This window comes from Glycomyces albidus (genome assembly GCF_009451885.1).
Taxonomy (GTDB): Bacteria; Actinomycetota; Actinomycetes; order Mycobacteriales; family Micromonosporaceae; genus Glycomyces; species Glycomyces albidus.
In genome coordinates, this window is record NZ_WIAO01000014.1 from 1 (window position 1) to 24,152 (window position 24,152).

16 protein-coding genes are annotated in these 24,152 nt (G+C 71.7%); 8 read left to right on the forward strand and 8 right to left on the reverse strand.

Annotated features, from left to right (window positions below; translation table 11 throughout):
* Window positions 1–592: 592 nt before the first annotated feature.
* Window positions 593–2,212 carry an ABC-F family ATP-binding cassette domain-containing protein gene (locus tag GFD30_RS12795; protein WP_153025598.1) on the reverse strand — a complete coding sequence of 540 codons (1,620 nt, stop codon included), beginning with the start codon at window positions 2,210–2,212 and terminating at the stop codon, window positions 593–595.
* A 428-nt stretch (window positions 2,213–2,640) separates the two neighbouring features.
* Between GFD30_RS12795 and GFD30_RS27930 the strand changes: the two genes are divergently transcribed.
* Window positions 2,641–3,381, forward strand: a complete 741-nt coding sequence (locus GFD30_RS27930; RefSeq protein ID WP_153025599.1) for a M23 family metallopeptidase — start codon at window positions 2,641–2,643, stop codon at window positions 3,379–3,381.
* A 97-nt stretch (window positions 3,382–3,478) separates the two neighbouring features.
* On the opposite strand, the gene GFD30_RS27935 is transcribed toward GFD30_RS27930, so the two are convergent.
* The 3 genes from GFD30_RS27935 to GFD30_RS12815 all read right to left on the reverse strand — a co-directional run bounded on the left by GFD30_RS27935 (window position 3,479) and on the right by GFD30_RS12815 (window position 8,820).
* The gene (locus GFD30_RS27935; RefSeq protein WP_322633205.1) at window positions 3,479–4,471 is read right to left on the reverse strand and encodes a LacI family DNA-binding transcriptional regulator; all 993 of its coding nucleotides are present in this window, start codon (window positions 4,469–4,471) and stop codon (window positions 3,479–3,481) included.
* Window positions 4,471–7,299 carry a glycoside hydrolase family 3 protein gene (locus GFD30_RS12810; RefSeq protein ID WP_153025600.1) on the reverse strand — a complete coding sequence of 943 codons (2,829 nt, stop codon included), beginning with the start codon at window positions 7,297–7,299 and terminating at the stop codon, window positions 4,471–4,473. The genes GFD30_RS27935 and GFD30_RS12810 overlap by 1 nt, the downstream gene beginning before the upstream one ends.
* 228 nt (window positions 7,300–7,527) lie before the next feature.
* Window positions 7,528–8,820: an ROK family protein gene (locus GFD30_RS12815; protein ID WP_227996193.1), complete on the reverse strand. Its 1,293-nt coding sequence runs from the start codon at window positions 8,818–8,820 to the stop codon at window positions 7,528–7,530.
* A gap of 293 nt (window positions 8,821–9,113) precedes the next feature.
* Here GFD30_RS12815 and GFD30_RS12820 point away from each other — a divergent pair, with 293 nt between their 5' ends.
* The 5 genes from GFD30_RS12820 (at window position 9,114) to GFD30_RS12840 (ending at window position 14,740) form a co-directional block, all read left to right on the forward strand.
* Window positions 9,114–10,799, forward strand: a complete 1,686-nt coding sequence (locus tag GFD30_RS12820) for a type 2 periplasmic-binding domain-containing protein (protein ID WP_153025601.1) — start codon at window positions 9,114–9,116, stop codon at window positions 10,797–10,799.
* A gap of 82 nt (window positions 10,800–10,881) precedes the next feature.
* Entirely contained in the window at window positions 10,882–11,865 is a 984-nt protein-coding gene (locus tag GFD30_RS12825; RefSeq protein WP_153025602.1) for an ABC transporter permease, read from the forward strand.
* On the forward strand, window positions 11,862–12,797 hold the full coding sequence (locus tag GFD30_RS12830) for a carbohydrate ABC transporter permease (RefSeq protein WP_153025603.1): 936 nt from the start codon (window positions 11,862–11,864) through the stop codon (window positions 12,795–12,797). The genes GFD30_RS12825 and GFD30_RS12830 overlap by 4 nt, the downstream gene beginning before the upstream one ends.
* Window positions 12,798–12,950: 153 nt before the next feature.
* A complete protein-coding gene (locus tag GFD30_RS12835) occupies window positions 12,951–13,910 on the forward strand; it encodes an ATP-binding cassette domain-containing protein (protein WP_153025604.1) in 960 nt (319 codons plus the stop codon).
* Entirely contained in the window at window positions 13,907–14,740 is an 834-nt protein-coding gene (locus GFD30_RS12840) for an ABC transporter permease (RefSeq protein ID WP_153025605.1), read from the forward strand. The genes GFD30_RS12835 and GFD30_RS12840 overlap by 4 nt, the downstream gene beginning before the upstream one ends.
* A 52-nt stretch (window positions 14,741–14,792) precedes the next feature.
* Here the strand turns inward: GFD30_RS12840 and GFD30_RS12845 are convergent, their stop codons facing one another.
* Complete coding sequence (locus GFD30_RS12845; protein ID WP_153025606.1) at window positions 14,793–17,675, reverse strand: BTAD domain-containing putative transcriptional regulator; 2,883 nt, start codon at window positions 17,673–17,675, stop codon at window positions 14,793–14,795.
* Between the two features lie 274 nt (window positions 17,676–17,949).
* On the opposite strand from GFD30_RS12845, the gene GFD30_RS12850 reads away from it, so the two are divergent.
* On the forward strand, window positions 17,950–18,438 hold the full coding sequence (locus GFD30_RS12850; RefSeq protein WP_194201947.1) for an Imm1 family immunity protein: 489 nt from the start codon (window positions 17,950–17,952) through the stop codon (window positions 18,436–18,438).
* Between the two features lie 59 nt (window positions 18,439–18,497).
* Window positions 18,498–19,046 carry a GNAT family N-acetyltransferase gene (locus GFD30_RS12855; protein WP_153025608.1) on the forward strand — a complete coding sequence of 183 codons (549 nt, stop codon included), beginning with the start codon at window positions 18,498–18,500 and terminating at the stop codon, window positions 19,044–19,046.
* 199 nt (window positions 19,047–19,245) lie between these two features.
* Here GFD30_RS12855 and xylA read toward each other — a convergent pair whose 3' ends face one another.
* The 3 genes from xylA to GFD30_RS12870 are packed head-to-tail and all read right to left on the reverse strand — an operon-like array spanning window position 19,246 to window position 24,138.
* Window positions 19,246–20,418 (reverse strand): xylose isomerase, encoded by a 1,173-nt coding sequence (xylA, locus tag GFD30_RS12860; protein ID WP_153025609.1) that lies wholly within the window; start codon window positions 20,416–20,418, stop codon window positions 19,246–19,248.
* A 15-nt stretch (window positions 20,419–20,433) separates the two neighbouring features.
* A complete protein-coding gene (gene xylB, locus GFD30_RS12865; protein ID WP_153025610.1) occupies window positions 20,434–21,840 on the reverse strand; it encodes a xylulokinase in 1,407 nt (468 codons plus the stop codon).
* Window positions 21,841–24,138 carry a TIM-barrel domain-containing protein gene (locus GFD30_RS12870; RefSeq protein ID WP_153025611.1) on the reverse strand — a complete coding sequence of 766 codons (2,298 nt, stop codon included), beginning with the start codon at window positions 24,136–24,138 and terminating at the stop codon, window positions 21,841–21,843. It lies immediately after the preceding gene.
* Window positions 24,139–24,152: the final 14 nt, after the last annotated feature.

The window sequence follows — 24,152 nt, forward strand, 5'->3', positions numbered from 1 at the left end:
TCGATATGGTCCGACCCCGAACCCGGGGCGAGCGCAACCGGCCCCGGCCCGAGCCTCGAACACCCGCCCGGCCGACACTCCCTCGTCGCCCGCTCTGACCCCGACCCGCACGAACCGGCAACACGCCATCGAGCCTGCGCCATGCACCGGCTGTCGTCGCCGCCGCCCTGACCCGGATGCACCCTCAGCCCGCCCCCGAGCCTGCGCCACTTACCGGCTTCCGTCGCTGCCGCCCTGACCTCGAACTACGTGAACCGGCAACACGCAACCGAGCCCGCACCAGGCTCCCTTGTCCGGCTGGCCAGGGGGAGCGAAGGGTGCGTCCATAATCGACGAGACTGGCACAGGACAGACACTGCGTCCGTCACTGAGATCGCGTGAGCACGGAAACGCCTGTGCAGGCGTGAAAAGCGCGCATCGTCAGGCCGTGTACCCGCCAGGCGATGCCGTTAGCGCGCCGCCTGCGGCTCGCGCGTCACCCGAAAGCGGGAGACGCCGCGAGCCCGAGGCGCGTCTTGCGGGGAACGCGGGCAACGCCGCGGCCGCACTCGCGACCAGTGCCGAGACGGCGCACTGCCGAGCCGCCGGCGTCCTACGCGAGTTCGACGAGCTCCATCAGGTCGTCGGACCAGAGGTCCTCGTCGCCGTCCGGGAGCAGGATCGCGCGCTCGGGGCGCAGGGCCTCGACCGCGCCCGGGTCGTGGGTGACCATCACGATCGCGCCGGTGAAGCTGTCGACGGCGTCGAGCACCTGCTGGCGGCTGGCCGGGTCGAGGTTGTTCGTGGGCTCGTCGAGGAGCAGCACGTTCGCACCCGAGCAGACCAGGCTCGCCAGCGCCAGGCGGGTCTTCTCGCCGCCGGAGAGGACGCTCACGGGCTTGTAGACGTCCTCGCCTGGGAACAGGAACGCGCCCAGGATCTTCCGCAGCTCCGGCTCGAGCACGTCCGCGCCGTTGGCCGACGCGGCCGACTGCATCTGCTCGAGGACGGTGCCGGTGTGGTCGAGCGTGTCGTGCTCCTGCGCGAAGTAGCCGATGCGCAGGCCGTGGCCGGGGACGACCTCGCCGGTGTCGGGTTCGAGGGTGCCGGCGAGCATCCGCAGGAGCGTGGTCTTGCCGGCGCCGTTGAGGCCGAGGATGACCACGCGGGAGCCGCGGTCGATGGCGAGGTCGACGCCGGTGAAGATCTCCAGCGAGCCGTAGGACTTGGACAGGCCGGTCGCGGTGAGCGGGACCTTCCCGCAGGGGGCCGGCTCAGGCAGGCGCACGTCGGCGACCTTCTCCTGGAGCAGGTCCTCTTCGAGGCTGTCGATCATGGCCTCGGCGCGGCGCAGCATGCCCTTGGCGGCCTTGGCCTTGGTGGCCTTGGCGCCGAGCTTCGCGGCCTGGCGGGTGAGGGCGTCGGCCTTCTTCTCGGCGTTGGCCCGCTCGCGGCGGCGGCGCTCGGCGTCCTCGGCGCGCTGGCGCTGGTACGCCTTCCAGCCGAGGTTGTAGGCGTCGATGACCGAGCGGGTCGGGTCGAGGAACCAGACCTTGTTGACGACCTCGTCGAGGAGCTCCACGTCGTGGGTGATGAGGACCAGGCCGCCCTTGTGGCCGGCGAGGAATCCGCGGAGCCAGTTGATGGAGTCGGCGTCGAGGTGGTTGGTGGGCTCGTCGAGGAGCAGGATGCCGTCGCCGTCGTCGGCGAAGAGGATCCGGGCGAGTTCGACGCGGCGGCGCTGGCCGCCCGAGAGGGTGGCGAGCGGCTGGCCGAGGATGCGGTCCTCGAGGCCGAGGTTGGAGCAGATGCGGGCGGCCTCGGACTCGGCGGCGTAGCCGCCGCGGGCGGAGAACTGCTCTTCGAGGCGGGAGTAGCGGCGGACGAGCTTGTCGCGGCGGTCGTCGTCGGCGACTTCGGCGAGTTCGACCTCGGTCTTGGCGAGGTCGGCGATGAGCTGGTCGAGGCCGCGGGCCGAGAGGACCCGGTTCGAGGCGGTCTGCGAGAGGTCGGCGAAGCGGGGGTCCTGCGGGAGGTAGCCGAAGGGGCCGTTGCACTCGATCTTTCCGGTGTAGGGCTGGGTGAGGCCCGCGAGGACGTTCATCGTGGTGGTCTTGCCGGCGCCGTTGCGTCCGACGAGGCCGATCCGGTCGCCGGGCTGCACGCGCAGATCGGCCCCGGACAGGAGGATGCGCGATCCTGCGCGCAGCTCGAGACCGGTGGCGGTGATCATGGGGCGCTCCTCAGCAGGCGACGGCGTGGGACGTGATGGGAAGCGGCTCAGCGGCCGCGGACTTTCCAAGTTTAGGCGGAGTCGTGGGTCACGGGGCTACCGATATATCCGGGGTCCCCGCGTGTGACGCGGGCCGGGCGGTCGGCGGCACGGTCTGCGACGCGCGCCGCACGGTGAGTTACCGGTCTCATCCGTTCGGAGGAGAAGCGGCCGTCCCCCGGTGCCGACCTCCGCTGAAAGGGGACCAGTTCGGGCGTGGTTTCACAAATAGAGGCGGTTTTGCCCGATTTTGATCATGTAGGTTTCCCGATCCTATGGGCAATCATGACGAGACCTGCGAGAACGCAGCAGACGAACTGACCAGCCGCCGACACCGGGCCGTGGTTCGGCGCCGCCGCATCCGTCGCGAACGTCACACCTGGCGGTTCGTGAGCGGGGGCCTGGCGGCCGCCATCATCACCGGCTGGATCGTGTCGGCCCTCTCGGGGCAGGCCGCCGCTCAGGCCGCCGACGCCGAGGTGGACATGGAGGCCACGGTCGTCCAGGACGAGTGGAAGGTCGACGACGTCCTGTCCGACATGGCCGCCGAGTACGCCGCCGAGCAGGCCGCAGCGGCCGCCGCCCAGGCGGCGGCCGAGGCTCAGGCGAAGGCCGAAGCCGAAGCGGCCGCGAGGGCCGAGGCGGAAGCCGCCGCGAAGGCCGAGGCCGAAGCCGAGGCGGCCGCGGAGGCGCAGGCCGCCGCCGAGGCCGAAGCGGCCGCGGCGGCCGAGGCCGCCAAGAACCCGTGGACCGTCCCGTCCACCGCGGCGATCACGTCCTACTACGGGATGCGCAACGGCTCCATGCACGGCGGCACCGACTTCGGCAACAACGAGGGCGACGAGATCGTCTCCGTCGGCGCCGGCACGGTGACCTACGTCGGCTTCGAGGCCGGCGGCTACGGCAACGTGGTCTACGTCGACCACGGCGACGGCGTCGAGACCCGGTACGCGCACGCCTCCGAGGTGCTCGTGGACGTCGGCGACGAGGTCGGCAAGGGCGAGACCCTGATCCTCGCCGGCACCACCGGAAACTCGACCGGCCCGCACCTGCACTTCGAGGTGCTCATCGACGGCGAGAAGGTCGACTCCCTGGCCTGGCTCGAAGACCAGGGGCTCGAGGTTTCATAGCCGGGCGGACCGGATACCTGCAGACCGAATTCCCTCCTTAAGGAGGCGGCGCCCCGGGGGACCTCCCTCCCCCGGGGCGCCGCACCGCGTCCGGGCCTCAGCGGATGGTGAGCTGCGGTTCGACCAGGGTGGAGTCGGGGACGTCGAAGCCGTCGAGCTTGCGCATCAGGTGGCGCACCGCCGTCTGCGCGAGGGTCTCGGCCGGGACCAGGACCGACGGGAGCTGCGGGTGGACCCGCTCGGCGACCTCGTCGGGGCCGATGACGACCACGTGGAAGTCCTCCCCCACGCGCTTCCCGGCGTCGGCGAGCGCGTGCATGACGTGGCCGACGGCCGGCTCGTTGTGGACGGCCAGGCCCGTCAGGTCCGGCCGGGCCGCGAGGAGCTCCTTGACCGCGCGCTGGACCTCCATCGGGAAGTTCGGGCACGGTCGGACCTCCGCGCGCAGACCCGGGCGGCTGAGGAAGCCCTCCCGGACGCGCTCGGCGAAGCCGGTGCGCCGCTCGTAGACCGCCTCGGACGCGCCCAGCAGCGCGATCTCGCCGCACCCGCGCTCGGCCAGGTAGTCGGCGCAGGCGCGGCCGGCCGCGGTGAAGTCGAGGTCCACGCAGGTCAGTCCCGCCGAATCGGCGGGGAAGCCGATGAGGACGCTGGGGAGCCCCAGGCGGCGCAGGGCCTCCACCCGCGGGTCGCGGACCTCGACGTCCATGAGGATGAGGCCGTCCACCATCGCCGAGGCGGCGACGCGCGCGAGGCCCGCGGGGCCTTCGTCAGCGGTCATGAGCAGCACGTCCTGGTCGTGGCGGCGGGCCTCCGCGACCGCCCCGGCCGCGAACTGCATGAGCACCGGCAGGTGCATGCCGTCGCGGATCGGGAACATCATGGCGATGACGCCGGCCCGCCGGGAGGCGAGCGAGCGCGCCCCGGCGTGCGGGTGGTAGCCGAGGTCGGCGACGGCCTGCATGACGCGGTCGGCGGTCTCCGGGGAGATCGACCGCTTCCCGCTGAGCACGTACGAGACGGTGCTGGCCGCGACCCCGGCGCGGGCGGCCACGTCGGCGATGGTGACGCCGCGGCCCGGGGCGGCCACTAGCGCTCCCCGCCGAACCGGAGGGACGCCAGGCGGACCGGGCCGGACTCGAACGTCACGTACAGGTCCTTGACGCCTTCGGCGCCGCCGAACTCGACGGCGACGTCCGCGTAGTCGTAGATCCCGGCCGTCGCGGGGGTGTCGATCTTGGCGAGCACGTCGCCGTCGAGCGGGTCGTCGACGCGGAGGGTGAGCTGCGCGGCGGCGCCCGCCACGCGGGCGGTCACGGTCGTGTACCCGGGCTCGAAGTCGCAGTCCCCCAGCATGATCCAGCCGCCGGCCTCCTCGGCGGCGATGACGTCGCCGGAGGCGCGGGTCTCGTCGCGCCACAGGACGCCCGCGTAGGCGTCGTTCGACGCGGCGGCGAGCGGGCGCGACAGGTCGCGGGGTCCGACCGTGGTGCCGTCGATGCGGACCGAGGCCGACAGGACGATGTTCGCGGCGGAGCGGCCGACCATGAGGCGCTGGCGGCTCTTCTCGACGATCATGCGGCCGGTCACGTTGTCCCAGTGGGCGAGGTCGTCCACGGCGACGCGGAACTCCACGGTGCGGGTCTCGCCCGCGGCGAGGCGGACCTTCGCGAAGCCGCGGAGCTGGCGCAGCGGCTGCTTGACGCGGGAGCCGCACTGGTGCGAGTAGAGCTGCACCACTTCGACGCCGTCGCGGTCGGCGGCGTTGGTGACGTCGACGGTGACGACGAGCTCGTCCCCGGGGCGGGCCTGCTCGCGGTCCACGGCGAGGTTCGCGTACGTGAAGTCCGCATAGGACAGGCCGTGCCCGAACGGGTAGAGCGGCTGGCCGAGGTAGTAGAGGTAGGTCGCGTCGGAGGCGACGATGTCGTAGTCGAGCATCGCAGGCAGCTCGGCGGCGTCGGTGTACCAGGTCTGCGGGAGGCGGCCCTCGGCGTCGCGGTCGCCGAAGAGGACGTCGGCGATCGCGTTGCCCCACTCCTGGCCGCCGTGGCCGGACCACACCACCGCGGGCAGGTGCTTCGCGGCCCAGTTCGCGGCGTACGGGTAGGAGGAGGACATGACCAGAATGGTATTCGGGTTCGCCTCGTGGAGGTCGCGCAGGAGCCACTCCTGGGCGTGCGGGAGGCGCAGGTCGCGGCGGTCCTCGGTCTCGCGACCGTTCACGAGCGGGTGGTCGCCGAGGACGGCGATCACGACATCGGCCTCGCGGGCGAGCCTGGTGGCGACGGCGCTGGCCTTGGTGACGAACTCGAAGTCGAACTCGGCGGCGCGGGCCTGGTCGTCGACGAGGACGATCCGGGCGTCCTCGATCGCGAACCACTTGCCGGACTCGGCGCCCTCGGCGCGGTGGATCTGCTGCACCGCGACCTTGCCGCCCTCGACCTCGACGATCTTGAAGGTCTCGTGGACGTCGAACTCGTGCGGGCCGGGCGAGTCGGCGCCGACGGTGCCGTCGAGGCGGCCGTCCACGAACTTCCCGGTGGCGACGCTGCGCGCGGTGTAGGACCAGCCGCCCCAGTCGAACAGGTCGAACTGGGCGGGCGCGCCGGTGGTGTCGGTGAGGGCGAGCGCCGCGCCGTCCTCGACGGCGGTGACGTAGCCGCTCTTGTGGCGCAGGCGGATCCGGTCGACGCCTTCGCAGTAGGTCACCTCGGCGCGCCGGCCGAGGGCCTGGCGGGCGGTGACGGCGTACGGGAGGGTGCCGGAGTACCAGTCCTGCATCTGGACGTCGGCGAGCGGGCCGATGACGGCGATCTTCTTCGGGGCGGCCAGCGGCAGGATCCCGTCGTTCTTGAGGAGGGTGATCGACTGCGCGGCGGCTTCGCGGGCGAGGGCCTGGTGCTCGGGCGAGTTGACCGATGCGGAGCCGATGTGCGCGTACGGGTCCTCGGGGTCGAACTCGCCGAGTCCGAAGCGCACGAACAGGTTGCGGCGCACGGCGGTGTCGATGTCGGCCTCGTCGAGGAGGCCGCGGTCGAGGGCGGTCCGGACGTGGGCGAGGACGCCTTCGGCGCGGTCGTCGTCCTGGGTGAAGGAGTCGAGTCCGGCCTTGACGGCCGCGGCGTAGGCGGTCGGCAGGTCTTCGAAGTAGCCCTGGAGCTGGGCGAGGTTGTTGGGCGCGTAGGCGTCCGAGACGATGAAGACCTCGCTGGAGGTCCAGGTGCGCAGCTCGGTGTTGACCAGGGGCGTCACGTGCGCGGGGCGGCCGTTGACGAGGTTGTACGAGAGCATGACCGCGACCGCGTCGCCGCTCGCCAGTGCCGGGCGGTGGGCGGCGAACTCGTATTCGCGCAGGACTCGCGGCGGCATGTTCGAGGAGGTGGTGCAGCGGTCGGCCTCGTTGCCGTACGCGAGGAAGTGCTTGACGGTGGGGGCGGTCTTCCACACGGAGCCGTTGTCGCCCTTGAGGCCGCGCGCGTAGGCGCCGCCCATGAGGCCGGTCATCCAGGCGTCCTCGGAGTAGCCCTCCTCGTTGCGGCCCCAGCGGGGGTCGCGCAGCGGGTTGACCGTGGGGGCCCAGACGTTGCGGCCGACCTTGACCGGGTCGTCGTGGTTGAAGGCGAGGACCTCGTCGGCGACGGCGGCGCCGACCTGCTCGACGAGCTCGGGGTTCCAGGTGGCGCCGAGGGCGACGACCTGCGGGAAGACGGTGGCCTCGCCGAGCCAGGCGAGCCCGTGGAGGGCTTCGGTCCCGGTCTTGAACGGGCCCATGCCGAGCCGTTCGACCGGCCGGTGGTACTGGTGCAGCAGGCCGATCTTCTCGTCGAGGGTGAGCCGGGCGAGGAGGTCGGCGATCCGCTCCTCCCGGGGCAGGGACGGGTCGCGGAAGGCGGGGCGCGGGTCGCGTTCGGTCATGAGGGTCTTCCTTGCTTGGACGTCGCTGTCGCTGGCTGTGTCTTGCGTCATCGAAGCGCTTCGAAGACCACGGTGTTTCCACTGGTGGCACGTTCTCGTTAAGGAAACTTGTCGAAGCGCTTCGATTGAGGAATGCAAGATTTCTACACCCCGCCCCGCCCGCCGGTCAAGGCGGGCGGGGCGCCGAGGTGCGCACGAATGGTGCGGTTTGTCTGGTTACGTCAGGGCTTACCTGCGGAAACGGGCGGGGTAACAGTTCCGAAACAAAGGGCCTAACCGGCCGATCGGGGTGGGCATGAGGCCGGCGTCGATGTCGTTCAGGATGCCGGTGGCGGCACCGAGGGCGGGGGCCTCGTGGCCGAGGGCGGAGACGACGATCTCGGCCCCGCCCGCGCCGGAGGCGTGGGTGCGGGCCGCGAGCTCGGTCTCGGCCGCAGGGGCGATCCAGGGGCTGAGCGCCTGGTAGTGGCCGCCGAGGACGACCGCCTCGGGGTTGAGCAGGTCGACGGCCAGCGCGATGCCGGCACCGAGGGAGCGGCCGATGCGGTCGAGGGCCTCGAGGACGCGGGGTTCGCCGGCGCGGGCGCGGGTGACGATGTCCTCGACCTCCGCCTCGACCTCGGTCCCGGCGATCTCGTCCGATTCGGACAGTTCGTTGAGGACGGCGCGGACGCCGGCGAAGTCCTCGACGCGGCCGACCCGGCCGTCGACCTCGATGAGGAGGTTGCCGATCTCGCCCGCGAACCCGGTTGCGCCCCTGCGGAGTTCGCCGTCGATGATGAGGCCGGCGCCGAGTCCGATCTCGCCGGTCAGGTAGATCATGTTGGACACGCCTGCCCAGGAGCCGAAGCGCTGCTCGGCGACGGCGCCGAGGTTGGCGTCGTTGTCGGCGGTGACGGCGTACTTGGGGTCGCGCATGGCCTGGCGCAGGCGGCCGGTGAGGTCGAATTCGGACCAGCCGAGCATCGGGGCGCGCTGGACGACGCCGTCGTTGTCGATCATGCCGGGGACGGCGACGGCGAGCCCGAGGATCTGGCGCCCTTCGGAGTCCATGCGGTCGACGGCGCGCTTGGCGAGGCCGGCGAGCGCGGAGACGGACTTGCCGGGGGTGGAGTTCGCGCCGTCGTGGGCGCGGCGCCAGGACAGGAGGCGGTTCCCGGCGAGGTCGACGGCGACGAGGGTCATGTAGTCCACGTTCACTTCGACGCCGAGGGAGGCGTAGTAGCCGGTGTCGACGCTGAGGAGCACCGCGGGGCGGCCGATGTTGCCGATGACCGAGCCGGACTCGCGCAGGACGCGGCGCTCGATGAGCTCGGCGACGAGGGAGGAGACGGTGGCCTTGTTCAGGCCGGTCTTGGCGGCGAGGTCGGCGCGGGAGCAGCGGACCTCGGCGCGGACCTGGCGGAGCACGAAGCCGAGGTTGTTGGCCCGCACATCGGTGAAGTCGGCCCGCTTGGCGCGGCCGGACTCCTCGTCGGCGTCGCCCGGACCGGCGGACTTCGCCGCTATGCGCATCGCCATGTTCTCCTCCTGTTGCGAGCTTGTGGCCCCGTGGCACCGAAGCCGGTGTCATCGGGCATTGTCGTGGATGGCGACAAGCGGTCGTCGGGCAGTCCCTGACAGTGGTCTATGTGCACGTTCAACTACAAGGCCCGTTCCCGAATCGTGATCAATCCGCGCCCGTTTCGCCTGACCCCCCGCTTGTGGAGCCTGTCACCGTGCGCTACTTTAGTTTATCGAATAGCCGAACTAATTACCGGCTGTACCCCCCATCGAAAACCCTCACAACGCAGTACGACCGAAAGGACAGCAACGTGGCTACTCCCTCAGACGGGTCGGTCTTCCGGCGCCGCTCCCTGTTCAAGGCCGCCGGTCTCGGCGCCGCCGGGGCCGCGGGCCTTCCCTTCATCGCCGCGTGCAGTGACATCGAGTCGGGCGGCGGCACCTCGCAGGCCACGGAAGGCTTCGACTTCCTGCCCGAGTACAAGGAATGGCCCCTCCCGTTCGAACCCGACCTGGTCGGCGAGCCCCCGAACCACCCCTCCGGCTTCACCACGTACCCCGAGCCGATCCAGGCCATCGAGGACGTCCCCTCCAACAGCGGCACGTTCGAGATCACCGTCCCGATGTGGGGCGAGGCCCCCTCCAACGACGACCCGTACTTCGCGGCGGTCGCCGAGGCCAACGGCGGGACCACCGTCAACCTGCGCCAGGCCGACGGCAACACCTTCGCCGAGACCTCGGTGCAGTGGCTCAACGCCAACGAGTTCGGCGACGGCATCATGCTGTTCGCCTGGATGCTGTTCGCCCACCCGAACTTCCAGGAGACGGTGGTCAACTCCTTCTACGACCTGACCGACATCGTCAAGGGCGACATCTCCGACCGCTGGCCCCTGCTCGCCGGCCTGCCGACCTCCTCCTGGGGCCAGGCGGTCTGGTCGACCGACCCGGCCGACCCCGAGACCGCGCGCGTCTTCGGCATCCCCGGCTCCTTCACCGGCGGCCCGGGCAACGCCATGTTCGCCCGCACCGACCTGCTCGAGCAGTTCGGCCAGACCATGCCGACCACGGTCGAGGAGCTCATCGAGGTCGCCCGCGCCGTCAGCGACGACGCCGGCGGCCGCTGGGCCTTCGGCGGCCTCGACTACCTCACCCCGCAGTGGTTCGGCCTCGCCTCCGGCGACGGCTGGGCCTACATCGACGGGAAGCTCGTCCACAACTGCGAGCGCCCCGAGTACACCGAGTGGCTCACCTTCCGCCGCCAGATGTGGGACGAGAAGCTCGTCCACCCCGACACCCCGTCCGGGACGCTCGACGGCCAGGCCCTCCACAAGGCCGGGACGATCGTCTTCCAGCTCGACGGCATCTCCTGGTGGCAGGGGTTCATCGACCAGAGCACCGCCGAGGGCACCGGGGGCACCATCGCGCCGCTCGGCGCGCTCGCCGCGAACGGCCGCGAGCCGCTGGTGCACGTCAACTTCAACGTCGAGTCCTGGACGTTCCTGAACAAGGACCTCTCCCGGGAGCAGGTCGAGGAGTTCCTCGACTTCGCGAACTTCTGCTCGGCGCCTTACGGCACCAGGGAGTACGAGATCCTCAACTACGGCGTCGAGGGCACCCACTTCACCTACGGCCCCGACGGCGTCCCGGTCTTCAACGAGACCGGCACCTCCGTCGTCCAGGCCCCGGTGAACTACAAGACGATCTCGGGCCACGTCCAGCAGTTCCTGACCGGCACGCCCGACATGGTCCAGGCCCGCTTCGAGTACAACGCCTCCGTGAAGGACTTCGCCGAGGAGAACATCTTCGAGGGCATGCGCGTCGAGGGCCCGGCGGACTTCAAGTCGGCCGGCCAGGTGCTCACCGACCAGCAGAACGACATCGCCTTCGGCCGCGCCGAGCTGTCGTCGATCCCGGACATGGTCGAGACGTGGAAGAACAACGGCGGCGAGACCGGCCGCGAGCACTACACCGCCGCTTACGAAAAGCTGCACGGCTAAGACGCCCGGCCGGGCCGCGACCAGGGGTCGCGGCCCGGCTTCCCGTCCCCGCACGCACTCACTGACTGGACTCTCACAAGCGATGGCAGCTCTCCAGACCTCAGCGCCCCCGGCCCCGAGCCGGAGGCAGGACCGCGTCCGCATCAAGAACAAGCGGACCGTGGCCCAGCGGCTCCGGCACGACTGGCCCCTCCTGCTCCTGACCCTCCCGGCGCTGGCACAGCTCGCGGTGTTCTTCTACTGGCCCTCGGCCTGGAACATCATCGCGTTCATGGACTACAGCCCCCACCGGCCCTTCTGGGAGAACCCCTTCGTGGGCTTCGCCTGGTTCGAGCGGCTGTTCGCCAACCCGTACTTCCTCCCCGCGCTGCTCAACACGTTGAAGTTCGCGTTCGCGAACCTCCTGTTCCTGTTCCCGCTGTCCATCCTGCTCGCGCTGGTCATGCACTCGGTGGTCTCCACCAAGATCCGCAGCCTCTTCCAGTCGGTCGTGTACCTGCCCTACTTCTTCTCGTGGGTCCTGGTCGTCACGGTCTTCGTGCAGGTCCTCGGCTCCGACGGCCTGGTCTCGAACTGGCTGCTCGGCTTCGGCGGCGACCGCCTGACGTTCATGTCCGACCCCGACAGCTTCCTGTTCCTGGCCTGGCTCCAGTGGGCCTGGAAGGACGCCGGCTGGGGCATGATCATCTTCCTGGCCGCGCTCGCGTCGATCAACCCGAGCCTGTACGAGGCCGCCGCGGTCGACGGGGCGAGCCGGTGGCGGCGCATGTGGCACATCACCCTCCCGGGCATCCGGCCCGTCATCGTCCTGCTGCTGATCCTCCACATCGGCGGCATCCTCAACGTCGGGTTCGAGCAGTACCAGCTCCAGCGCAACGCCGTCGGATTCCAGACCACCGAGGTGCTCGACACGTTCGTGTACTACCAGAGCGTCATCGGCACCCAGGGTCCCTCGTTCGGCACCGCGGCGGGCCTGTTCAAGGGCGTGATCGGCCTGATCCTGGTCCTGGTCGCCAACAACGTCGCCCACCGCCTCGGAGAGCAAGGGATCTACCAGAAGTCATGACCGCCACCGACATCCGACTCAAGCCCCGCCGCAAGAGCGCCCGGCCCTCCTGGGACGAGGAGCCCTCCTGGTTCGGAAAGCTCACCAAGGCGCTCTTCCTGATCTGCTACGCGGCCGCCATCGTCCTCCCGATCTGGGCGGTCGTGGCCACCAGCTTCGCCAGCGAGGAGGCGCTCGCGCGCGCCGGCGGCAACCTGCTGCTCATCCCCACCGACCTCAGCGTCCAGGCGTACCAGGAGATCTTCGACGGCGGCGCGCTCACCCGGTCGCTGATCCTCACGATCGGCCTGACCGCCGGCGGCACCGCGCTGTCGATGGTCCTGACGATCGGCGCCGCCTACGGGCTCTCGCGCCCCGGCTCGCTCCTGCACCGCCCGCTGCTCATGCTCGTGCTGTTCACGTTCCTGTTCGCGCCGGGCCTGTACCCGAGCTTCCTGGTGGTCCAGAAGCTCGGCCTGTTCGACAACTACATGTCGCTGGTGCTGCCGATGGCGCTCAACGCGTTCAACCTGATCGTGCTGCGCTCCTTCTTCATGAACAGCGTCCCGGGCGAGCTGCTCGACGCGGCCCGCATGGACGGCGCCGGCGAGTTCCGCACCCTGTTCAAGATCGTGCTGCCGATGTCGAAGGCGATCCTCGCCGTCATCGCCCTGTTCTACGCGGTCGGCTACTGGAACATCTACTTCTCCGCGGTCCTGTACATCCCCGGGCTCGACACCCAGCCGATCCAGGTGGTGCTCCAGCGGATGCTCATGTCCACCCAGGGCCTGCCCGGGTCGGCCGCCGACGTCTCGCAGTACCAGACGCAGGCGCCGGACTCGGCGCTCAAGATGGCCGTGGTCGTGTGCACGATCGTCCCGATCGTCATCATGTACCCGTTCATCCAGAAGCACTTCACGAAGGCCGTCATCACCGGCGCCATCAAGGGCTAGCCACGCCGCTCGAGGGCCGTCTCCGCTGCGCGGGGGCGGCCCTTTCGCGTGCCGCGGGCCGCGGCGGCGCCGGTGACAGCGCGGCGAAAGCCGAGTGAAAGCGAAGGGCCCCAAGCTGGTTCCACACCCACCGAAACCAGAGAGGTGCCTCCCATGAGATACGCGATCGAAGTCCGGGGGCTGGTGAAGTCCTTCGGCGAGGTCCGCGCCCTCGACGGCGTCGACCTCGGCGCCGCCCCCGGCACGGTCCTGGGGCTGCTCGGGCCCAACGGGGCCGGGAAGACCACGGCCGTCCGGGTCCTCTCCACCCTGGCGCGCCCCGACAAGGGGACGGCGCGGGTCCTCGGGCTCGACGTCGTCGCCGACGCGGCGCGCGTCCGCGAGCGCCTGAGCCTCACCGGCCAGTACGCGGGCCTGGACGACGGCCTCACCGGCGAGCAGAACCTCGTCCTCATCGCCCGGCTCCTCGGGGCCTCGCGGGCGCAGGCGAAGGCCCGTGCGCACGAGCTCATCGAGCGGTTCGCACTCGCGCACGCCGCGAGCCGGCCCGTCGCCGGCTACTCGGGCGGCATGCGCCGCCGCCTCGACCTGGCCGCGTCGATCGTGCGCCGCCCCGAGGTCCTCGTCCTCGACGAGCCGACGACCGGGCTCGACCCGACCAGCCGCAGCGGACTGTGGGAGGTCGTGCGCGACCTCGTCGCCGAAGGCACCACGGTGCTGCTGACCACCCAGTACCTGGAGGAGGCCGACCAGCTCGCCGGGACCGTCGCCGTCATCGACCACGGCCGGGTCATCGCCTCCGGGACGCCCTCGCAGCTCAAGCAGGCCGTCGGCGGCCTGGTGCTGCGGATGCGCCCGGCGCGGCCCGAGGCGCTCGGGCAGCTCGCGGAACTCGCCGGCTGGTCGGCCGCCGCCGCGCCGCGGATCGAGCACGACGAGGTCGCCGTCCCGGTCGCCCACCCCGGCGAGGCCACCGCGGTCATGGCCCGGGTCGTGCAGGCCGGGACCGACCTGGCCGCGTTCGGGCTCCACGAGCCCACTCTGGACGAGGTGTTCCTGACGCTGACCGGGCACCGGACCGGGACCGAGGAGAAGGAGGAGGTGGCGGCATGACGGCCATGCCTTCCCGGGCCGCGCGTCCGCAGGCCGCGCGTTCTGGGACCACGACGTGGACCACGACCCGCGGGCCGCTCGCCCAGGCGGCCTCGATGACCGCGCGTTCGCTCGTGTCGGTGCGGAACCAGCCCGCGCAGCTCGTGGACTACCTGATGATCCCGATGATGATCCTGCTGTCCATCACGTTCTTCATGGGCGGGCAGATGATGGGGACCTGGCAGGCGTTCCTCGACTACGCGGGACCGACGCTCATCGCGATGGGCCTGTTCTTCGCGATCGTGACCACCGGGCTCGGCCTGTTCGCCGACCTGAAGTCGGGGGTGTTCGACCGGCTCACCGCCATGCCGGTGTCGCGGTTCGCGCTGCTGGCCGGGCGGGTCGCCGCCGACATGGTCAAGCACACGTGGGCGCTCATCGCCGTCGGCGCGGTCGCGTTCGCGATCGGGTACCGGGCCGAGGGCGGCGCGCTCGGCGTCGCCGCCGCGGCCGCGGTCGTGGTGCTGTTCCTCTCGGCCTGCTCGTGGTCGATGGTCCTGGTCGGCCTCACCGCGAAGTCGGAGGAGCAGATCCAGACCTGGATGGTCAGCCTGCTCATGCCGCTGGCGTACACCTCGACGATGTTCGTGGAGATCGAGACGCTGCCCGGGCCGGTCCAGTGGTGGGCGCGGGTCAACCCGCTCACCGCGCTCGCCGACACGATGCGCGTGCTCCTGGCGGGCGAGGCGCCCGGCGGCGAGACGCTGGCGCTGCTCGGCTGGTGCGCGGCGATCCTCGCGGTGTTCGTGCCGCTGTCGCTGCGGGCCTACCGGCGGCGCCTCACCGGCTGAACCGCCCGAGGAGCGCTCACGAGCGGAGCGCTCTCGCGGGACCGGTCCCGGCTCACGAGCTGAACGGCCAGTTGCTCCCCGCGAGCATCCCGGCGGCCCGGGCCTCCAGGTCCGGGTCGCCGAGTTCGCGCGCCACCACCGCGAGCTGGCGGTACAGGTGCACCGCGTTCTCGGAGAAGCTCAGGAACTGCGGCAGGTCGTCCTCGGAGGCGAGCAGCGCGTCGCGGGCCTCGGCGAGCCTCCCCAGGCGCCGCAGGCAGACCGCCGCGGAGGTCCGGGCGGCGATGACGTTCTCGGCGTTGCCGAACCGCTCGGCGCGCTCGGCCAGCGCCCGCAGCCGCTCGAGCATCGCGGCGGGGTCGTCGCCGTGCTCGGCGTCGATGCGCCACAGGTGCTCGGCGATGACCGAGTCGGTCGGGTCCGCGCCGAACTCGGCTTCGGCCGCGAGCGCCCGCACCAGGAGGCTCCGGGCGCCCTGGTAGTCCCCCGCGGCCATGCGGTCGGCGGCGAGGCCCTGCAGGGTGAGGATGAGGCCGAACCGCTCGCCGAGCCGCTCGAAGATCGCGTGCGACTCGGCCAGTTCGGCGGCGGCGTCCTCGGGCCGGCCGGCGCGCTGGGAGTAGTCGGAGCAGAAGAGCAGGGCGATCCCGCGGACCCAGGGGCTGCGTTCGGGGTCGAGCCCGTCGGTGACGGCGCGCAGGGCGGCCTCGTCGCCGGCGACGAGCGACCGGATCAGCGGGATCATCCGGGTCAGCGGCTCGGCCTCGAGCAGGCCGTACCGCTCGCCGATCCGCTGCGCCTCGGCGAACTGGGCGTCGATCTCGACCGGGTCGAGCCGGCCCGCCCACAGTCCCCAGCTCCCGGCCATCGCGACCTTGACGCGGTGGATCGGCTCGATGCCGGTGGCGTCGTCGACCGGGAGGGCGCGGACCTGCCGGGCGAGTTCCTGGCCTTCGTCGCGGTAGCCGCGCATCCACCAGTACCAGGACAGCGGCGAGAGGGCCCGGTAGGCGATGCGGGCGTTCCCGGCGGCGACCATCCGGCGGATCGCGGCGAAGAGGTTCGCGTGGTCGGCGGCGAGGCGGTCGAGCCATTCGACCTGCTCGGCGCGCATGAGGTGCGGTTCGGCCTCTTCGGCGAGGCGCGCGTAGTAGTCGGCGTGGCGCTCGTAGCGCTCGGCGGTCTCGCCGGCTTCGGCGAGGCGGGCCGCGGCGTAGTCGCGGACGGTCTCCAGGAGCCGGTACCGGCCGCCGGGCAGGCGCTGGACGAGGGACTTGTCGACCAGGCCGGTGATGTCGTCGGCGGTCGCGGAGCAGACCTCGCAGGCGGCGTCGAGGTCGGCGCCGCCGGCGAAGACCGACATGCGGGCGAGGACGAGCCGCTCGGCCGGTTCGAGGAGGTCCCAGCTCCAGTCGACGACGGCGCGGAGGGTCCGCTGGCGGGGCTCGGCGGTGCGGGGGCCTCGCGCGAGGAGGCCGAAGCGGTCGCCGAGGCGGGCGGCGAGGTCGGCGAGGGTCATGCCGCCGAGGCGGGCGGCCGCGAGCTCGATGGCGAGCGGGAGGCCGTCGAGGGCGGTGCAGACCTCGAGGACCGTGGCCGCGTTCGACTCGTCCACGGTGAACGCGGCGTCGCTCTGGCGGCCGCGCTCGGCGAACAGGCGGATCGCGGCGTGGTCGAGGAGGTCGGCGAGGGGTTCGGCGCGTTCGGGCAGCGGCAGCGGCCCGACGCCGAGGACGGTCTCGCCGCCGATGCCGAGCGCTTCGCGGCTGGTGGCGAGCACCCGGAGGCCGGGGGCGCGGCCGAGGAGGTGCGAGAGGAGCTCCGCGGCGGCCCCGACCAGGTGCTCGCAGTTGTCGACGACGAGGACGAGGTCGCGGCCCCGCAGGGATTCGACCAGGCGGGTCGCGGGGTCGTCGCTGCCGCGGGCGAGGATCGACTCGCCGGAGCCGATGGCGTCGCCGACGACCTCGGGGAGGCGGCCGGGGTCCTGCACCGGGGCGAGTTCGACCATGCGGACGGCGTGCCCGGCGGCGGCGAGCCGGTGGGCGGCCTCGACGGCCAAGCGGGTCTTGCCGGTGCCGCCGGGCCCGGTGAGGGTGACGAGCCGGTGGCGGGCGAGCAGCGCGGGCAGTTCGGCGAGTTCGTCCTCGCGGCCGATGCAGGCGGTGAGCGGCTGCGGGAGGCGGTTCGCCGGGGCTTCGGGGAGGGCCGGCTCGATGCCGCGCAGGACGTCGAGGTGGGCGTCGGCGAGGACCGGCGAGGGGTCGACGCCGAGCTCGTCGGCGAGGCGGGCGCGGACCTTCTCGTAGACGGCGAGGGCCTCGGCGCGGCGGCCGGAGGCGGCGAGGGCGCGCATGTACCGGGCGGCGTCGCGTTCGCGGAGCGGGTCGGCGGCGTGGCGGGCGGCGAGGTCGGCGAGGACCGCGTCGGCGCCGTCGAGGCGGAGGCGGGCCTCGATGTGGAGGGCGGCGACGGCTTCGCGGCGGCCGTCGAGGCGGACGACGGCGGCGTCGGCGAACCCGCGCGGTTCGAGGCCGGCGAGCGCGGGGCCGCGCCAGAGGGCGAGTGCGGCTTCGGCGAGGTCGCGGACGGCGGCCGGCGAGTCCTCTCTGGAGGCCGATTCGGCTCGGGCGGCGGTCCGTTCGAATTCCTCGACGTCGGTTTCGACGCGGGTGAGCCGGTAGCCGCCGGGGCCGTGGACGACCCGGTCGCCGAGGAGGCGGCGGAGCCGGGAGAGCTGGGTGTGGAGGGCGCCGGGGGCGTTGGCGGGCTCGGCGTCGGGCCAGAGGGCGTCGATGAGGGCGGCGGCGGTGACGTGGCGTCCGGGTTCGAGGGCGAGCCGGGCCAGCAGGGCGCGCTGGCGCCCGGCCGGGACGGGGATCTCGGTGCCGTCGTCGCCGGTGACCCGCACGGGTCCCAGCAGCTCCACTCGCATGGGCTCTATCTTGCCGCCCTGGCGGGCGCGGCGGCGAGCCGGTCGGACTCCTGAGTGGAATCTGCCAGTTGCATGGACAGGTTGTCACGGCATATCAGTACTTTTCTGTCAAGTTCCCGACTGATCGAGCAAACCGCCTGACTGCGGACGTACTGTCGTTCACAAACTCCGACAAACATGAGGTGCGGTGTCCGCCATGGCGATCCGAGTCGAGTACCCACGCGATTCCCCATCCCGCACGTCTGCCTCTCCCGTCTCGGAAGGAGCGCCGCCGATGAGCGCTGGTCCCGCGGGCGCACATGTCGCCGGATACTGCGCCGAGTTCAGGCTCCAGACCAGGGACCACGGTACCCAGATCCTCCTCGCGTACGACCCCGACGGCGTGGCCGCCGCGGTCGCGACGATCGTCGCCGCCGACCTGGTGCAGGTGGCGACCGCGCTCGTGCGCGACCGGCCCGGCTACGAGCCGGGCGGGCGGCCCGACCACGGGCTGAAGATCATCGCGGACCGCGAGACCGAGGTGGGCGCGCTCTCCTACTACGGCCCCGGCGGCGAGGACTACGGTCCGGGCGCCTGGGTCTCGTACTCGGACGAGGGGTGGGCGCCGCAGATCCGGCTGTACCGGGACATGGACACCGCGAGCATGTTCCCGCCCGACGCGCACATCGCGCTGAGCACCCTGGCGCGGGCGGTCGAGGACTTCCGGGCGACCGGCGGTCTGCGGCCGAGCATGGTCGCGTGGCGGCCCTCGACGGTGTGGTGACCGCCCGGACTGCGGGACGGCCACCCGGCACTGGCCGTGCGGCTAGCTAGAATTCGGCCATGACCACCAGTGACGCCGTGACCGTGCGCTTCGCACGGGTCGGGGACGCGCCTGCGGCCAGCGCGATCCTCAACCACTACATCGCCGAGTCGACCAGCAACTTCCGGACCGAGCCGTACGAGGCCGAGGAGTGGGCGGCGCAGTTCACGGCCAACGCGGACCGGTACCCGTACCTCGTCGCGGAGGCCGGCGGGGCCGTGGCCGGGCTGGCGTACGCGAGCCCGTGGCGGCCGAAGCAGGCGTACGCGTGGACCGCCGAGTCCACGGTCTACGTCTCCCCCGGCCACCTGGGGCTGGGCATCGGCTCGCTGCTGTACGGCGAGCTCCTCAAGCGCCTGGAGCAGCAGGGCTTCCGGAGCGTCATGGCCCAGATCTCGCAGCCCAACCCCGGCAGCGAGGCCCTGCACGCCCGCTTCGGGTTCGAGCTGCTCGGCAGCATCCGCGACGCCGGGTACAAGCACGGCGGCTGGGTCGGGGTCGGGATCTGGCAGAAGCTCCTCGCAGGGCTCGCGGACCCGCCGGAGCCGACGCTGCCGGCGGAGCGCTAGGCGGGCGGCGCCGGTTCACATGAACCTCTAATGGTCCTCACCGCGATCGCGGAGGGCCCGTCCGTAATGTTCGGGCCAAGGGGAGATCGAAATCCTCCTGAGGGTGACAGCGCCGCGAGGCGCAGATCCTACTGATGGGTGTGGGGTTGCGAACCGGGCCCGGAGCTACAGCTCCGGGCCCGGTTCCGTTTCGCGGTGTCTAGCGGACGCCGTAGAGGTGCTCGAGGGCGAGCTGGTCGAGCGCTTCGAAGGCCATGCCCTTGGCGGCGAGGCCGTCGACGTCGATCTTGACGTCCTTGAGGTCGGCCCAGGTCTCGCCTTCGGCGAGGGTCGGGACGCCGAGCTGGTCGACGCGGGCGGCCTTGAGGGCCTCCTGGACCTCGGGGTCGGCGCGGAACGCCTTGACCTTCTCCTTGAGGATCTTGTAGTTGCGCATGCAGGCGGCGGCCGAGACCCACACGCCCTTGTCGTCCTCGGTGCGCGGGGGCTTGAAGTCGAAGTGGATGGGGCCGTTGTACTGGCCCTTGGCGATGCCCTCCTCGACGGCGTCGACGGTCCAGAAGGCGCCGCCGACGTTCCCGGCGCCGAAGCGCAGGTCCTGGTCGTAGCGCGGCCCGGTCTGGCCGTTGAGGTCGATGTGGTAGAGCTTGCCGTGCCACAGCGCCTGGCGGATGCCCGCGGCGTAGTCGAGGCCGGCCATCTCCTCGTGGCCGATCTCGGGGTTGATGCCCACCAGTTCGGGCCGCTCGAGCTCGTTGATGAACGCGATGGCGTGGCCGAGGGTCGGCAGCAGGATGTTCCCGCGGGGCTCGTTCGGCTTGGGCTCGATGGCGAACCGGATGTCGTAGCCCTGCTCGACGACGTAGTCGCCGAGGGTGTCGAAGGCCTCCTTCATGCGGGCCATCGCGGCCTGGACGTCCTTGGAGCCGCCGGACTCGGCGCCTTCGCGGCCGCCCCACGCGACGTAGATCTCGGCGCCGAGCTCGGCGGCGAGGTCGATGTTGCGCATGACCTTGCTGATCGCGAAGCGGCGCACGTCGCGGTCGTTGTGGGTGAAGCCGCCGTCCTTGAAGATCGGGTGGCCGAACAGGTTCGTGGTCGCGGTGGTGACCTTGAGCCCGGTCTCGTCCAGGGCCTTCTTGAAGGCGCCGATCTTGGCGTCGCGCTCGGACTCGGAGGCGTCGAAGTCGAACACGTCGTTGTCGTGGAAGTTCACGCCGTAGGCGCCGATCTCGGCGAGTTCGCGCACGGCCCGGTCGGCGGCCATCGCGGCGCGGGTGGCCGAGCCGAAGACGTCCTGCGCAGCCCAGCCGACCGTCCAGATGCCGAAGGAGAACTTGTCCTCCGGCACGGGTGCATACTTGTCGGTCATCTTCTGTCCTTTGCTTTATCGGTGCGACGCCCAGGACGAGGTCTCGTCCCTGAGCGTCGAATACTGCTCGACTGCTGTTCCCGGGGACCCCGCGGCGGCGCTGCCGGTCAGCCGCTCGGTGTCCCCGTGCTTCCACTGTGGCGGGGTCGGCCGGCCGGACAGGGCCCAGGCCGCCTGCTTGGCGGCGCCGAGGGCCACGTACTCGGCCGGCGGGGGCACTTCCACGTCGACGCCGAACACGGTGGGGGCGATCCGGCGGACGGCTTGGGAGGCGGCGGCGCCGCCGATGAGGAGGACCCGTCGCGTCTCCATGCCCTGGGCGGTCATCGCGGCCAGGCCGTCGGCCTGGGCCGCGAGCATGCCTTCGACGGCGGCGCGGGCGAGGTCGGCGCGGGTGGCGCCGGTGGTGAGGCCCGAGAGGACCCCGGTCGCGTTCGGGCGCGCGGGGGTGCGCTCGCCGTCGAGGTAGGGCAGGAGCGTGAGGCCGCCGGCTCCGGGCGCGGCGGCGAGCGCGAGCGCGTCGAACTCCGCGTGGTCCACACCGAGGAGCGTACGGAACGTGTCGAGGACGCGGGCGGCGTTGAGGGTGCACACCAGCGGCAGGAACCGGCCGGTGGCGTCGGCGAACCCGGCGACGATCCCGGTGGGGTCGTTCGCGGGGACGTCGGCGACGCCGAAGACGGTGCCGGACGTGCCGAGGGAGACGGCCACGTCGCCGGGCCCGAGGCCCAGGCCGAGGGCGGCGCCGGCGTTGTCGCCGGTGCCGGGGGCCACGATCGCGCCCCAGGGGGTGCGCCCCACGGTCTCGTCGGGGGCGGCCACGCGCGGCAGTGCGAGTTCGCGGCCGAAGGCCTGGACGAGGCGCTCGGGGACGTAGGCGCCGGTGTGCGGGGACCAGTAGCCGGTGCCGGAGGCGTCGGAGCGGTCGGTGGTGGCCTCGGCGGCGCTCGCGCCGCGGAGCTTCATGGTGAGCCAGTCGTGCGGGAGCATGACCGAGACGGTCTTCGCCGCGTTCTCGGGCTCGTGCTCGGCCATCCACGCGAGCTTGGTGGCGGTGAAGGAGGCGGCGAGGACCAGGCCGGTGTCGGCGGCCCAGGCCTCGGGGCCGCCGTGCTCGGCGGTGAGCCGCTCGGCCTGGGGGGCCGAGCGGGTGTCGTTCCACAGCAGCGCCGGGCGGACGACCCGGTCGTCCGCGTCGAGGGCGACCATGCCGTGCTGCTGCCCGGCGACGGCCACCGCCTCGGCGCGCTCCAGGAGGCCCTTGCCGGCCTCCTGGAGGGCCTCCCACCACGCTTCGGGCGGGCACTCGGTCCCGTCCGGGTGGGGGGCGCGACCGGAGTCGACGATCTCGCCGGTCTCGGCATCGACCAACAACACTTTCGTCGACTGCGTCGAGGAGTCGACTCCGGCCACCAAGGTCATCTACTTACGCTCCAGCTCTGCTTTCGCGGGCTTGCCCGCAACGTCGATGACGCTCACATTAGCGATGTCGGCCGGGCCGGTCGAAACCAGGGTCACCGAAGTTTCAGAAACTGTTTCTACGGTGACGGCGGTGTCGCCGTCGACGTCCGAGATCGTGACGCCCTCGGACGGGGCGCCCCACAGCTCGAGGGTGATGCCCGCGAACGGCCCCTCGCCGATCGTCGCGCCCGGCTCGACGCGCGGGATGATCGCGCCGTAGCGCACGAACACCGGGAAGGTCTCCAGGCCGTGCTTCGTGTCGATGTACCGGCCGCCCTCGTGGACCTCCTTGGTCCAGAAGTCGATCCACCGCCCGTGCGGCAGGTAGACCTTGCGCTCGCCCGACGGGTCGTTCACCGGCGCGACGAGCAGGTCGGTGCCGAGGCGGAACTCCTGGTCGGCGTTCCACGAGACCGGGTCGGCCGGGTCGTCGACGTTGAGGGCGCGCAGGACCGGCTCGCCGGTGCGCGAGGCGCGGACCGCGGCGCTGTAGAGGTACGGCATCAGCGAGTACCGCAGCTTCAGCGACTCGACCGCGAGGCGCTCGGCCTCCTCGGAGAACTCCCACAGCTCGCGGGTGGTGGTGCCGTGGTAGCGCAGCAGCGGCGAGAGCGCGCCGAACTGGGCCCAGCGGATGTACAGGTCGTCGGAGGGCGTGCCGTTGAAGCCGCCGGTGTCGTGCGACCAGAACGGGACGCCCGAGAGGCCGTGCGAGAGGCCGCCGCGGATGGTGCCGCCCAGGCCGGCCCAGGTGGTCTGGACGTCGCCGGACCACTGCGCCGAGTGGCGCTGCCCGCCGAGGAACGAGGAGCGGGCCCACACGAGCTCGTGGCCGTTGACCTCGCGGGTCACCTCGACCACCGCGTCGTTGTAGAGCAGGGTGTACACGTTGTGCAGCTCGGTGCCGGTCATGCCGTTGTGCGCCACCGCGTCCGCGGGCACGCCCTCGGCGAAGTCGGTCTTGTACAGGGCCGCGCCGGCCTGCAGCGGGCCGCGCAGCAGGTCCTTCCACCACTCGACCGCGTCGGGGTTGGTGAAGTCGACGATGCCGCTGGCCTGGTGCGAGCCGTGCCAGACGTCGGCGACGTAGGTCTCGCCCTTGGCGTTCTTGAGGAAGTAGCCGCGCTCGTCGCCCTCGGCGAACACCGGCGACTTGTGGGAGATGTACGAGTTCATCCACAGGCAGACCTTGAAGCCCTGCTCGGCGAGCTCGGCGAGCATCCGCTCCGGGTTCGGGAAGTTCTCGCCGTCCCACTGCATGTCGGACCAGTGCGGCTCGTGCTGCCAGAAGGTGTCGAGGTGGAGCACGTCGCAGGGGATGCCGCGCTCGCGGATCTTCTTGGCGCGGTCCATGACCCGCGCCTCGGAGTCGACGAAGAAGCCCGAGGAGATCCAGGTGCCGAAGGCCCACTTCGGCGGCAGCGAGGGCCGGGAGGTGAGGCCGTCGAAGCGGTCGAGAACCTCGAGCGGGGTGCCGGCGATGACGAAGTACTCGAGGACGTCGTCGGGGACGATGAACTCGACGGCCGCGTGGGTCTGCTGGGCCATGTCGAACTCGACCGGGGCGCCCGAGTTGACGAGGACGCCGTAGCCGCGGTCGGAGACGTAGATCGGGACGTTCTTGTACGCGCGGATGGACTCGGAGCCGAAGGCGTCGAAGTTCCACATCAGCGGGCGCTGGCCGCGGGCGTTCAGGGGGGCGAAGCGCTCCCCGAAGCCGGCGAACGCCTCGTCGGGGGCGGCGGTGAACGACTCGTGGAAGGCGACGGGCCGGCCGTCGACGAGGGAGCGTCCGAACGGGAGGGTCCGCAGGCGCCCGGAGATGTCCTGCTCGCCGGGGTTCTGGGCCACCAGGAGCCGCCCGGAGGCGTCCTCGTACCGCAGCGACCACGAGTCGAGGGTGGCGACGGCGCGGATCGGGCCGGCGTCGACGGTGACGGTGCCGGCTTCGACGCTCACCTTCGCGTCGGCGTAGGAGCCGGGGCGGACGAGTTCGATGATCTTCTCGGCCGCGGGGCGGGCCTCGGGGTCGGCGGCCAGGCGGGTGCCGATGACGCCCTCGCCGGCGACCGCGATGCCGACGTACAGCTCCTCGCCGGCGGTGGTGGCGGCCTTCAGCAGGACCGCGTCGGGGAAGGTCTTGACGACCTCGGCGCGCGTGACGGCGGACAGGCCCTGCTCGCCGTTGGCGCGCTGGGGCAGCTCCGGGGGGTCGGCGACGAAGAACTCGCGGGCGACCAGCGGCGGGCGGTAAGGCATTCGTAGCTCCTGGC

Coding starts and splice junctions, on each gene's coding strand:
- GFD30_RS12845 (WP_153025606.1), bottom strand. CDS start 17,675: ATGCGAGTGGAGCTGCTGGGACCCGTGCGGGTCACCGGCGACGACGGC.
- GFD30_RS12810 (WP_153025600.1), bottom strand. CDS start 7,299: ATGACCGAACGCGACCCGCGCCCCGCCTTCCGCGACCCGTCCCTGCCC.
- GFD30_RS12850 (WP_194201947.1), top strand. CDS start 17,950: ATGAGCGCTGGTCCCGCGGGCGCACATGTCGCCGGATACTGCGCCGAG.
- GFD30_RS12825 (WP_153025602.1), top strand. CDS start 10,882: ATGGCAGCTCTCCAGACCTCAGCGCCCCCGGCCCCGAGCCGGAGGCAG.
- GFD30_RS12855 (WP_153025608.1), top strand. CDS start 18,498: ATGACCACCAGTGACGCCGTGACCGTGCGCTTCGCACGGGTCGGGGAC.
- GFD30_RS12840 (WP_153025605.1), top strand. CDS start 13,907: ATGACGGCCATGCCTTCCCGGGCCGCGCGTCCGCAGGCCGCGCGTTCT.
- xylA (WP_153025609.1), bottom strand. CDS start 20,418: ATGACCGACAAGTATGCACCCGTGCCGGAGGACAAGTTCTCCTTCGGC.
- xylB (WP_153025610.1), bottom strand. CDS start 21,840: ATGACCTTGGTGGCCGGAGTCGACTCCTCGACGCAGTCGACGAAAGTG.
- GFD30_RS12870 (WP_153025611.1), bottom strand. CDS start 24,138: ATGCCTTACCGCCCGCCGCTGGTCGCCCGCGAGTTCTTCGTCGCCGAC.
- GFD30_RS12835 (WP_153025604.1), top strand. CDS start 12,951: ATGAGATACGCGATCGAAGTCCGGGGGCTGGTGAAGTCCTTCGGCGAG.
- GFD30_RS12830 (WP_153025603.1), top strand. CDS start 11,862: ATGACCGCCACCGACATCCGACTCAAGCCCCGCCGCAAGAGCGCCCGG.
- GFD30_RS12815 (WP_227996193.1), bottom strand. CDS start 8,820: ATGGCGATGCGCATAGCGGCGAAGTCCGCCGGTCCGGGCGACGCCGAC.
- GFD30_RS12795 (WP_153025598.1), bottom strand. CDS start 2,212: ATGATCACCGCCACCGGTCTCGAGCTGCGCGCAGGATCGCGCATCCTC.